Origin of the sequence: Tenacibaculum sp. AHE14PA (genome assembly GCF_019278465.1) — a bacterium.
GTDB lineage: Bacteria > Bacteroidota > Bacteroidia > Flavobacteriales > Flavobacteriaceae > Polaribacter > Polaribacter bernardetii.
In genome coordinates this window covers 2,082,616-2,095,516 of record NZ_CP058983.1, presented here as the reverse complement: position 1 = coordinate 2,095,516, position 12,901 = coordinate 2,082,616, and the positions used below count along the sequence as shown (strand labels likewise).

Here is a 12,901-nt window from a genome sequence, read left to right as displayed (position 1 = left end):
ATAAATAAAAAACCCCAAGTGAATTTCACTTGGGGTTTTGTTTTGTTAAGTAATGTTACGCATTTTTACTACTTATATGAAACTCTTCATAAGTTTCTAGTAAACTCATAAGAGCCGAAACTAAATCTTGTGTTTCAATTAGTACACTAAAGTATAAAGTAGTGTTTTTAGGGCTTGTTTCGTCTGTTCTAATACGAGCAACTTGTTTTTCGATAGAAGTAGCAACATCTTTTAATAACTCTTTCTTTTCGTTAATAATAGGTGTTAAATTATCAAAACTTCTGTTTTCGAAAGTACTACTAATATCATCTAACAATTTAGAAAGTGTGTTGTCAATATGTTTTAAATCTTTTAACTGACCTTTCTTTAAATTCTTATGATTGTTATTTACGTGCTTAAAACTTGCTCTAGATATATAACTAATAGATTGTGCTACATCTTGTAAGTATCCTAAAACTAAAATATAAAATCTACTTGCTTGTACCGAAGTATCATCTAAAGATTTAATAAAGTAGAAAACACCATCTTTTAAGCCGTCAATTTCATCATTTAACTTTCCTACGTGTTTATCTGTTTTACGTAATTTATTTAAATCATGATTAGCTAAATCGTTAACAACACTTGTGTATAATTTATTTACACGCGTTGCAACTTCTGCAATATGATCTGCACTTTCTTCAATTACTCCATTAATCGTAATTAATTCAGCTCTTTCGAAATGCATTTGTTTTTTAACTTCTTTTGATTTTTTTCTATGGATTAATGTATTTCTTCCTATTAAAAGTGCAACCACTAATAATAAAACAGGAATCATAACCATGTTAAAGCTAATTAAGTAAGCTACTACTGCAGAAGCTAAAAATGCCGTTAAGGCAGTTAAAAACCATCCACCAATAACATTAATTACACCAGCTACTCTATAAACAGCGCTTTCACGTCCCCAAGCTCTATCTGCTAAAGAGGTACCCATAGCAACCATAAACGTTACATAAGTTGTTGATAAAGGCAATTTCATAGATGTTGCAATAGATATTAAGATACCAGCAACAATTAAGTTAACGGCTGCTCTTACTAAATCGAAAGCAGGCATTTCATAGGTTTTGTCTTTTGGTAATTCAATTACAGGTTTCTGAAACTTAGCATCTACAAAAGCCAATGTTTTTGCAGGGAAAACTTTACGAATACCAACATTAATTCCCATGGCAGTTCTTACTACGATTCTAGATAAAGGATTTGGTTGAAATTTTTCATGTCCTTCACCTTGTCTAGATAAATCAATACCTGTTTTAATTACGTTCTGGGCTTTACTAGAAGTCCATAAGGTAACTACCATAATAGCACCTGCGAATAATAATAAATAAACATTTGAAGGTACTTTTTTAGCTAAAATACCCATAGAAAAAGCATCGGCAGAAACACCTGATACTTCCCATGCTTGGTAAGAATTCCATGCAGCAATTGGTACACCAACAAAATTTACTAAATCGTTACCAGAAAAGGCCATTGCTAAAGAGAATGTACCAACCCCAATAATTAATTTTAAAACATTTACTTTAAAAGCACTTATTAATACTTGAGAAATTAAACTCCAAGCAACAAAACTACCTGCAATAATTAATAATGTATTTCCTTCAATTAAGTGTTTAATATCTTTATAAAAAGGAGTTCCTTTCATTCCTTTTATAATAATAAAATATGTAATTGCTGTAATAGCAAAGCCACCAAATAAAGCATTGATATAAGTAGCTCTTTTTTCGAAATTAAAAGAATAAATTAATCTAGATACAAACTGAACGAGTGCACCTACAGAGAACGCAACGACTACAGAGAGTAGTATTCCGTTTATAATTTGAATTGCTTTTTTATGATTGATGTAATTCCAAATATCTGAAATTGATTGCGTATCACTAGAAGAGATCTTAATTAAAGAGATACAAACAGCAGCTCCTAATAATTCAAATACAATTGAAACTGTGGTAGAGGTTGGCATACCTAATGAGTTAAAGATATCTAATAATAAAATATCAGTAATCATTACTGCCATAAATATGAACATGATGTCTTGAAACATAAACATATTTGGATTAAAAATACCTTTACGCGCAACTTCCATCATTCCACTAGAGGTAATGGCTCCAAAGAACACACCTACACTCGCAATAATCATAATGTTTCTAACCTTAATTGCTTTAGAACCAATAGCCGAGTTTAAGAAGTTAACAGCGTCATTACTAACACCAACAACTAAATCTACAACAGCTAAAATAGCTAAGGCAACAAGCATTAAAATATATGGATCTCCCATTTTATTGTTTTTTAATTTTTTGCAAATCTACAAACACTATTCTAGTGTTCATGTTAGGTTTACGTTATTTTTTTTAAAAGTGAATATCAACTTGCAAACGATACATTAATTCATTAGTGCCACCAACTAATTCTAAGTAACTTACATCGGTTTGTACTTTTAATTTATGCCCCACAATGTATTTTGATAATCCTAAAGTGTATTGATTTTCTCTTGATTTATTTGTTATTTCTTTATCTAAGTTGATGTTTGTAAAACGGCCAGAAACTTCCCAGCTTTTACCTAATAAATAACCTGTTTGTAGGTTTAATCCGTTACCAACTTGCACAACGTCTCCTGTTAAAGTTCCATCAGAATTTTTTGCGATAGGGTCTTTAGCATCTCTATATGCGTATTCTACCATAAAAGAAAATCCTTTATATTTAAACATCGCGTCTACAAAAAGGGTGGTAATATTTGTTTGATAAAAGCCAGTATCATTTTTCATGTAAGAACCCTGATTACTTCTGTTTTTAACAGCATTATTGTTAAAATCATAACTAGTACCAATGGCTAATTTTGGTGTTTGTTCCTTTTTTAAATCACTTCCCTTATAATCACCCTTACTTGTAAAGTTACCAAAAGGTAAAAATTCTATTCGGGCTGTATATTCGTGACCTCCAAGATTTCCTGTAGTTACATTTCTTCCTTCACCTTGCGCAATTGATAAAGCTTCACGAACAATAAAATTATCAGATATATTAAAATGGTGTCTTAATTGTAAGCCCATATCTCTATCGATATTAAATCTACTATTCAATAAAGATCTATCTACCATTTGAAGGTTACCTGAAGAAATTACTCGTTCTCTGTTTCCTGGTAGTTTAGTTTGCCCTACCCATAATTCGAAGTTTTCGTGAAAATTCCATTTTATAACGGCATCTAAAATATACCTAGGAGCATTGTTTGTAAATTCTGAAGCACCACCAATATCTCTATTCGTTAAGCCTAGTTCTAATTTGTATTTTAATTTAGGAGAATACGCAAAACCGCTAAATTTTAAACGAGCTCTTCGTACTAAAAATGAAGTTTCTGGGTTAGAAAGCCCGTCACTATTAGAATCCCATTGGTGAGTACCTAAAAATTGCATTCTAGCGCTAATATTCATAGCCCAAGTACTGTCTTGTCCTACTAAGTTAAATAATCCTTTACCGAATTTAGGAGCATTTGTTTGCTGTGCGTATGTATAGCATAGCACAGACATACTTACAATTGTAAGTGCAGTTTTAAGATTCATTAGTTGTTATTTATTAGTTTTTGTCGCTGCAAATAACCAACACTAATGTTAATTTATTGTTAATAGTATGTTAAGTTAGAAAAACTACCTCGTAAAGAGGTAGTTAGCCTAATAAAATAGTTGACAAAAACTAATAGTTATCTAATGGCTTTACTTCTCATGATAATATTTATCAAAAGTATTCATTGATGTTTATTTTAATATTAAGAACGTTTTAATAAACTGTTATATAAACTTAAATAAATAAAGACAGAGGTTTTGGTCCTTCTAAGATAGTACGAGTAATTTGCATTGTTCCATCTTCCTTTGTAACAACGTGCCATTTAATAAGAGTAATTTCATTACTTTGTATTTCAAGACCTGTAATGCAGCGAGGATGCACACAGCTACCATCATTAAAGTGAGGTAATTCGTTTTCAGAAGGAAACCTTGGTCGATGTGTATGACCTGTAACCATCATTTGATTTTTATTTGCTTTTATCCACTTTTCAAGACGGCTTTCGACTTTTATAAACTCTTTAAAATTTTGAGCAGGACTTGTTGGATCATCTATGCCTATTAGTTGTAACGGACGCCATAAAATTCTCACTAAAAACCTACTTAATTTCCAAAAAGTGTAATTAAACCAATCTGCTTGATGGCCGTGTAAAAGAAAAATAGATTTCCCGTTTTCTTGCTCTAATTTAATCGCTTCAGAAAAAGAAATATTTATCATGAACTCTTTTTCTTTACCATCGGTAACATCATAATAGTAATTTAAGTTTTTACATACTTTTTTTTGGTTTCGATAATCCATATCGTGATTTCCCCATATTAAATGTAGTCGATTTTTATCATGAAATTGCTTTAAAAGAAGATACACGTCTTTATTTGCGTTAAAAATATTTACAAATTTGTTTTCCCATAATTCATCTCCATCACCTAGTTCGATATATGTAAAGTCTTTTTGTAAATACTGTGACAAAGCATAATGAAACACCTTGCGGTTGTGAGAAAAATCATCAGCAAAACTATTGTCTCCTCTATGGCAATCGGAAAATAAGATATATTTAGAATCCTGATTTAAAGGTAGTTTTTTAGCTTGATTAAAAGCCCTAGTAATTCTACTGTTTGACGACATATATGCTATTTATAGGATAAATATGCGTAAAAAAACCGAGCTTATAAAACTCGGTTCTTCATAAAGAAATAATTTATCGATTTCCTACGGATGAAAAATCATCTTTGTCTTTAACTTCCCATTCCGAATTAGAAGTATTTGTACCTACGCTTACTGTCCAATCGGTATTTCCTTTTATAATGGCTGATTTTCTAATTAAGGTATGATCTTTAGTTGCTTCAGTAGTACCTGCAACTTCCCAACCAACTCCGGGATCTTCACCAATTTTACCAACAACATCTATTATCATATCATTTTTTAATAGTGCAATAGCATCATCACCATTAAAAAAAATAACACCAGAGGCAAAATCACCTTCATTTTTAATAACATCATTCGCGCTAGCATTATATATGACCAATATTTCGCCGTTAGCTAAAGTTGTATTTGGAAGTGTACTTAAAGCTAAATTTCTAGTGGCTGTAACAGAACCGTTACCATACAATTCAATTTTATATGTAGATAAATCTACCGATACACCAGTTCCGTTATATATTTCTATGTACTTATTATTACTAGAACCTTCTGCATATTCAGAAAAAAACAAATCATTGCCAGAACCACCTCCGCCAGTAGGAGAACAAGCGTAGGTTTCAGTAAAGTATACATCAGTCTCGCCTCTAATGTAAAGATAAATTCCGTTTGCTTGTGTCATAACACCTGTAATTGTTCCTTTTTTATCGCTTACTTGATTGTTTGCAAATGTAGCTTCTGGTTTAACGGGAAGTATTTTTAGTTCATTCGCACAATCCGAGGTTAACGTATTGGCACCAACATACACTTTTGTAATATCTTTAAACTGAACGTCTTCAATTTGCACCAATTTACTTTCATAGTCGCCCGATAATGCTTGAGAAAGAGAAACTATTTCTGGAGCAGGTAACGTACCAGTTGTTGTGTTTAATATATTTGAAGCAGCTAAGTTTAATTGTAGTAATCCGTTGTTTTCATTTAGTTTTAATCCGCCTACTGCAATTTCTATTTCATCCCCTAAGTTTAAATTGTGTGTATCGCTAAAGTTTAACGATATGCCAGCCAAATTGTCTTGAGCAAAAACATTTTGATTAGAAATGTTTCCTTTAGAAAGATCGGAAGTAACAATTACTTTTATTTTTGAATTTTGAGTAATCGTAGTTTCACTTTCAGTAAACAACGCTTTAATATCAGTTAAAGATGTTTCTGTTGGATTTTGATAACAGCCATATTCTTCTGTTAAATCAACATCATTTGTACCTCTAATAAATAGTTGATAATCATTTTCTAATTTATTTAAAATAGCAGTTATGCTTCCTTTTTTATTTGGAATAGGCAACGCTTTAAAATCAGCAAAACCACTTGTTGTTAACGTTATTGTTTCGAAAGAATCACAGCTAGTAAAAATTCTATCTACAGGATCGGTATTAGAAGAATTCGCGTAGGTTAATCCTTGTGTTTCTGATTGTAGGTTGTTAATTTTTATTAAGGTATTAATATGTGCGTCTGTTAATTGAGTTGTTTTTAATTCGGTTGGAATAACAGTTGCAATTTCAGAAGACCTATCAATAAAATAAACATAATCGTTTGGCCCGATTTGCGTAACGCCATTTCGAAAAGTGTTTTCAGCGCCGATTTGATAAGCTCCGTTCTTTCTATTTAAAAACAAACCTTTTAGTTTGATAAAAATTTTTCTACCTACAGTATACCTTGCATTTAAGTTAAAATCATCTATTAAAACTTCAAATCCTATAGATGGATTTTCTGGTGAGTCCTGAATAATAATACTTTTATAGAAGTTACCTTCTTTATCATTAGAAACCACATATCCGAAGGTTGTAATGTCTTCTTCAAAATCAACTAAGCTGCCTTGGTATAAATCAGCAATTTCTGTTAACGGTTTTATAGTTGCATATTCTTTATCGTATCCCAATGTAGGGATCGTAAAATCGCCATCTTCTACACATGCATAAAAAGAGAAGAAGATAAAAAGTATTGCTCCGAATTTAAATATATTTTTCATTTTCAATGTTTTTTAGAATCTATAATTAACGTTTAAGAAATAGGTAGCACCTCTACCGTACCAATATTTACTGCCAAAATTTGGAGTTCCGTTTGCGTTATCTTCACTTTCTAATCCGTAATTAGCAGTTCGTCCTTGCTCGTATCCTCCAGTTTTATATTCTTTATTAAGTAAATTACTTGCACTAGCAAAGAAGCCTATGTATTTGTTTTTGCCAATCCGCCAGGTTTTACCGCCAATAGCATTTAAGGTGAAATAACCATCAAATTTTTCTTGAGTTAATAATTGTCGCGCTACATCGGGATCGAAATTTGGGAAAAGCTGGCCATCATCAGAAATAAAAGAAGTTGTTCTTTTTATAGGGGAAGGATCAACATAAGCATTGTCTAAATAATTTCCCGTTACACTTACAAACCAATAATCAGGATCTCGATATTCAAAACCAAAGGAATAGGCTGTTTGTGGTCCTGAAGCTATTTTATAATTTTTAAGATTTGCTGTGCCGTAATCTTTTATTCCTCTTTCATCAAATCCAGCATTATTAGATTCGGTACTAATTTCTGAAGCCAATGATATATTAGGATTATTATCATACGTATATTGCCCGACGTTAGCTGCAGCTTTTAATTTACATGTTGATAATACTTGTGCTTCGATACCTAATTCTGCACCAAAGTGTTTTTTAGCGATTCCTGTTACAATTTCTTGGATAAAAAGGTTGTCTGCACCCGTAAAATAAAAAGCAATATCTGTAGCATCTTGTATTTTTGTGAAATACCCTGATAATTTTGCCATTACAAAAGGTGTTCTTAAAATATAGCTAGCATCAAAAGACATCATTTTTTCATTCAATAAGCTACTTACATCAGCAACAGTTAAGTTGTTAGATCTTGAGTTGGCAAAAGAATTACGAATAAAAGGCGCTTTGCTAATATAGCCTGCGTTAAAATCGATTAAATGCCGACCGGTAACTTTATAAGTAAGTCCTCCTTTAACACCATAACCTAAAAATGATAATTTTTTAGATTTCCCAAAAGAATTAGGTATTTCAGAATTAGAATCATCACCAGGGAAAATTCCGTTTTTATAGAGGCCTTCTCTTTGGTGTGTGGTGTTATTTACAGAAGCACTAATGTGGTAATCTATTTTATTGTACTTAAATAATAATTGCCCAAAACCACCGTAAACACTCGATGTTAATTTGTAGTTATATTTAAATCTATCTCCTTTTTTTGCGATGCTATTAGGATTTAATAAATCGTTTTGAAAATCATCTTCAAGCGGATTACCAAACTTATTAATATCTAAATAGCCAGTAGCGCCCAATAAATCTATTACACTAGCAAAATTTTCTGAAGCCAATGTTTTGTACTCTAAATTACCACTTAAAGTAATGTTTTCGGTTAACTGAGAATTTAAAATAGTGTTCATACTTATTTGTTTATCGTCATTACGATCTTCATATAAAACAAACAAACCATTGTCGCCTCTATTTTCATTAGCGATATATAAATCGAGCCAATTTAATTGTCCGTCGTTTTGAAAATTGGTTAAGGCTTTATAGGCATTTTCATAATCGGGACCGTAGGAATCGTTTAGAAAAAAATTAGGCAATTTTCTGTAATAAGTTGGGCTAGGATCACTACCGCCATTAAAATCAATTCTACTATTACCTATTTTACCAAACTGATAAGTAATACCTGTATTTAAAGTAGTTTTATCACTTATATTCCAATAATGATTTAACATAATTATGGGTTCGTCGACTCTTTTTATACGGGAATTTCTGATTTTTCCATTTTGATACCCCCAATAAGGATTGTATTTAATTCCCTTAATATCATAAACTTCTTGGGTATTTGCGGCAGATTTACCTCTATTATTTTCAGCTTTAATAGCTGTAATATTTAAGCTGTGTTTTTCGTTAAGTTGTTTTTCTATAGAGAGAAACATCGAGAATGCATTATAAGAAGCCCCTTCTGTAAAACCTTCATCGGCATACCTTTTGCTTACAGAACCTGTAAACGCCCAACCGTTTTTTATGAGTCCAGTTGCATACATCGCCATTAAACGGTGAGAGTAACTTCTGTTAGATGAAGCGTAGGATACTCTTGCCCCTTTTCTATATTCTGAAGCACGTGTATTCATATTTGTAGACCCTAAAACGCCTCCAAAAGTAAAATTAGAAGGAGCTAAACCGTTACTAAACTCCTGATTTCTTAAGGCGTCATTTAAACCATCCCAATTACTCCATTGTGGACGACCGTTGTAGAGCTTGTTCATTTCAATTCCGTTAATTAGTATTTTTCCGTTATCAGAATCCAGTCCTTTAATTCTGTAAAAGGAGGAACTCCATTCAAAGGCTGCAGCACGCAAATACGTGTCTTTGGCGGATTGTAATAATCCAGAAATATTATCAGCGCTGTTAGATTCATCATTTAATTCATCATCAGTAAGTGTAATAATACTTAAGTCTTGGTATTCAGAAATAGCTTCATACATTAATATAGTGCCTAAATCGATGGTAGACCCAGTCAGATTAACAGGGAAACTTTGAGTTACAAATCCTTTTAATGAAACAATTACAACTTGCTTTCCTGCAGGTAGGTTATTTAATAAAAAAGCACCAGTAACATTGGTTGAGTTATAAGTATTAATTCCTTTTACATTTACTAAAACGTTTTTTAGGGGCTTTTCTGAGTTACTGTTAATTATGGTTCCTTTTACACTGTTTTGAGCATTTATAGCAAAGAAACTACAAAGCACCAACAACATTGTTATTGTGATTTTTTTCATAGAATTTTAGTTAAAAAATAGGGTAACTATCTTTATTTTAGCATTTTATATAAAGTTAGTGTTTTTATTTTAAATCAATATTTAGTTTTTTTTTTCTTCGGATACTATTTTTAGGTATAGAATTTGTTTTACTTTTACCAACAAATATTGTAAAATGAAAAAAGTAGCAACTCTTATATTTATAGTACTTATTACAGCATCTTCATATGCACAAAAAACATATAAAATAAGAACGATTGGTTTTTATAATCTAGAAAACCTTTTTGATACGGTTGACGATGTTGAGAAGAATGATGAAGCTAGTCCTATGATGGAAATTAAAGAAAATAGGGGAGAAGTATATAAAGATAAATTAGAAAAATTATCTGATGTTATTTTACAATTAGGCTCAGAAAAAACAAAAACGAGTCCGGCTATTATTGGTGTTGCTGAGGTTGAGAATAAAAAAGTATTGGAAGATTTAATACATACGGATAAATTAAAAAACAAAGATTACGGAATTATCCATTTCGATTCCCCTGATAAAAGAGGTATTGATGTCGCTTTATTATATCAAAAAAAATATTTTAAACCAATTCATTTCGAAGTGTTTAATCCGAATATTTATAAGGAAAATAAAAAGGTGTATACGCGAGATATCTTATGGGTATCTGGTTATTTAGATGATGAATTAATTCATGTAATCGTAAATCATTGGCCATCGCGAAGAGGCGGTGAGAAAAAAAGTAGACCATTACGAGAAAAAGCAGCTTATAAAGTAACTCAGATTATTAAAAACATTAAAGAAAACGATCCGAACCCGAAGATATTAGTTCTTGGTGATTTTAATGATGATCCTATAAATTCGAGTTTTAAAACGGTTTTAAAAACTAAAGCGAAAAAGAGTGATGTTACAAAAGATGATCTTTACAATCCGTATGAAAATATGTTTCGTCGCGGATTTAACACATTAATGTACCGGGATAATATTAATTTATTTGATCAAATTGTAATAACTTCATCGCTGTTAGATAAAGGGAAAAAAGAGTATTCTTCTTTTAAAATGTTTAAAGCAGCAATTTTTAATAAACAGTTTTTAACGGAGAAAAAAGGACGCTATAAAGGATATCCTTTTCGTAGTTTCTCTTACGGAAAATATACGGGTGGTTATAGCGATCATTATCCCGTTTATATGTATTTGATAAAAGAAAAACTAAATTAAAAAATAGTTTTAATTTTTACATAAATCATCTAAATAGTTATTCATGCGCATTTGAAACAGCGTTCCCTTAAGTAAATCATCTATTTGAGACAATTCTACCATTGATACAGCCATGCTTACTTTGTTAGAGGGTGTTTGTAATAAAATAGATTTACAATTTTCTCCTTCGATGCAGGTAGGGCAATTTTTTTGACTTTTTGAGTCAATTACTTTTTCTAAAAAACTTTCAATTTCGTTTTCATTTAAATGAAAACCTGTATCTCGAAATATAATCTGAATTAAATTAGTACTTGTGTCTTTCCAGCAAAATGAAACACCAATTTTGTTGTCGTATATTTTAATAATATTTTCCATATTCAATTGTATTATGGAAACAAATATATAATTTATTTAGAATAGTTCTAAATAAATTATTTTAAATCTTTTAGCATTAATTGAATTGTAGTATTACCGTTCCAAGTATTTTCATCTAATGCATAAACAATATCAAATTCATTCTGAACAACAGCTAATTTTTTACCTAAATTAAAACCAATAGCATTGTATGTTCTTTTATCTGAACCGTAAATAATATTTAGTTTTAAATGTGTTTTATCTGCTCCAACTTGTTTTCCGTAGCCATTATCTCTAACTGATGAGGTTGAAAAAGTAGGTTTCATATTTAACGGACCAAAAGGCGCCATTTGCTGTAATATTCTATAAAATTTTGGAGAAATTTCAGATAAATCTAATTCAGCATCGATACTAATTTCAGGAATCAATAAATTTTTATCGATAGTTGCTGCAACAACTTCTTCAAATTTATTTTTAAAACCTTCATATTGTTCGGGCAATAAAGTTAAGCCCGCGGCATATTTATGGCCACCAAATTGTTCAATAAACTCCGCACATTGTTCTAGCGCATTATATACATCAAACCCTTTTACCGATCTAGCAGAAGCAGCTAATTTATCGCCACTTTTAGTAAAAACTAAGGTTGGTCTGTAATAAGTTTCTATTAAGCGAGAAGCTACAATCCCGATAACACCTTTGTGCCAACTTTCATCAAAAACAACAGAAGTAAATTTTTCAGTTTCTTCGTTTTTTTCAATTTGAAGTAAGGCTTCTTGCGTAATTTTTTTATCGAGTTCTTTTCTGTCTGAATTGTATTTTTCTATAGAGGAGGCAAAATCAACAGCAGTCTCAAAATCCATTTCAGTTAAGAGTTCAACAGCATGATTACCGTGCTTCATTCTACCCGCAGCATTTATCCGCGGAGCGATAATAAAAACAACATCGGTAATGGTTAATACTTTTTTATCTAATTGATGAATAATTGCTTTAATTCCGTTTCTTGGCTGCGAATTAATTACCTGCAAACCCCAATAAGCTAGCGTTCTGTTTTCGCCCGTCATCGGAACGATATCTGCTGCAATTGCGGTGGCTACCAAATCTAAATAACCTACTAAATCATCAATAGTTTGATTTCTTTTTGATGCCAATGCTTGAATCAATTTAAAACCAACTCCGCAACCACATAATTCATCATACGGATACGAACAATCTACTTGCTTCGGATTTAAAATGGCAACAGCTTTTGGCACTTCTGCTCCTGGTTTATGGTGGTCACAAATAATAAAATCGATATTTTTTTTAGACGCATACGCAACCTTATCGATGGCTTTTATTCCGCAATCTAAAGCAATAATTAACGAGAAATCATTGTCTTGTGCAAAATCAATTCCCATGTAGGAAACACCATAACCTTCGGCATATCTATCGGGAATATAAGTGGCAATATTTGGGTGAATTGTTTTTAAATAAGACGACATTAAAGAAACGGCAGTGGTTCCGTCAACATCATAATCGCCAAAAACTAAAATATTTTCGTTGTTGGCAATTGCTTTTTCAATTCGTTCAACCGCTATTTGCATGTCTTTCATTAAGAACGGATCGTGTAAATCGTTTAATGAAGGTCTAAAAAACTGTTTTGCTTTATCAAAAGTGTCAATATTTCGTTGCACAAGAATTTTAGCCAAAGTTTTATCGACAGATAATTCTTTAGCTAATTGATTTACTTTTTTAGAATCGGGTGCTGGTTTTAAAGTCCAACGCATATTTTTAATTTAAAACGAAAGGATTACATGAATTAATCCTCAGTTGTTTATTGTAAGTATTTGATTATGAAA

The 12,901-nt window shown here is 31.4% G+C and carries 8 protein-coding genes; 1 reads left to right on the top strand and 7 read right to left on the bottom strand.

All coding sequences use genetic code 11. The features are described 5' to 3' along the window. Positions 1–55: 55 nt before the first annotated feature. From H0I30_RS09690 to H0I30_RS09670, 5 genes are all read right to left on the bottom strand, one after another. Positions 56–2,305 (bottom strand): inorganic phosphate transporter, encoded by a 2,250-nt coding sequence (locus H0I30_RS09690; protein ID WP_218771661.1) that lies wholly within the window; start codon positions 2,303–2,305, stop codon positions 56–58. Between the two features lie 73 nt (positions 2,306–2,378). Further along, positions 2,379–3,581: a porin gene (locus H0I30_RS09685; RefSeq protein ID WP_218771660.1), complete on the bottom strand. Its 1,203-nt coding sequence runs from the start codon at positions 3,579–3,581 to the stop codon at positions 2,379–2,381. A gap of 235 nt (positions 3,582–3,816) precedes the next feature. After that, positions 3,817–4,701, bottom strand: coding sequence for a metallophosphoesterase (locus H0I30_RS09680; RefSeq protein WP_218771659.1), 885 nt, complete (start codon positions 4,699–4,701; stop codon positions 3,817–3,819). 73 nt (positions 4,702–4,774) lie between these two features. Beyond that, the gene (locus H0I30_RS09675; protein ID WP_218771658.1) at positions 4,775–6,736 is read right to left on the bottom strand and encodes a DUF5689 domain-containing protein; all 1,962 of its coding nucleotides are present in this window, start codon (positions 6,734–6,736) and stop codon (positions 4,775–4,777) included. A 12-nt stretch (positions 6,737–6,748) separates the two neighbouring features. Then, positions 6,749–9,532 (bottom strand): TonB-dependent receptor, encoded by a 2,784-nt coding sequence (locus H0I30_RS09670; RefSeq protein ID WP_218771657.1) that lies wholly within the window; start codon positions 9,530–9,532, stop codon positions 6,749–6,751. 154 nt (positions 9,533–9,686) lie between these two features. Between H0I30_RS09670 and H0I30_RS09665 the strand changes: the two genes are divergently transcribed. Further along, positions 9,687–10,733 carry an endonuclease/exonuclease/phosphatase family protein gene (locus tag H0I30_RS09665; protein WP_218771656.1) on the top strand — a complete coding sequence of 349 codons (1,047 nt, stop codon included), beginning with the start codon at positions 9,687–9,689 and terminating at the stop codon, positions 10,731–10,733. Positions 10,734–10,742: 9 nt separating this feature from the next. Here H0I30_RS09665 and H0I30_RS09660 read toward each other — a convergent pair whose 3' ends face one another. Both H0I30_RS09660 and recJ read right to left on the bottom strand, forming a co-directional pair. Further along, entirely contained in the window at positions 10,743–11,087 is a 345-nt protein-coding gene (locus tag H0I30_RS09660; RefSeq protein WP_218771655.1) for a hypothetical protein, read from the bottom strand. Positions 11,088–11,143: 56 nt separating this feature from the next. Next, complete coding sequence (gene recJ / locus H0I30_RS09655) at positions 11,144–12,829, bottom strand: single-stranded-DNA-specific exonuclease RecJ (RefSeq protein WP_218771654.1); 1,686 nt, start codon at positions 12,827–12,829, stop codon at positions 11,144–11,146. Positions 12,830–12,901: the final 72 nt, after the last annotated feature.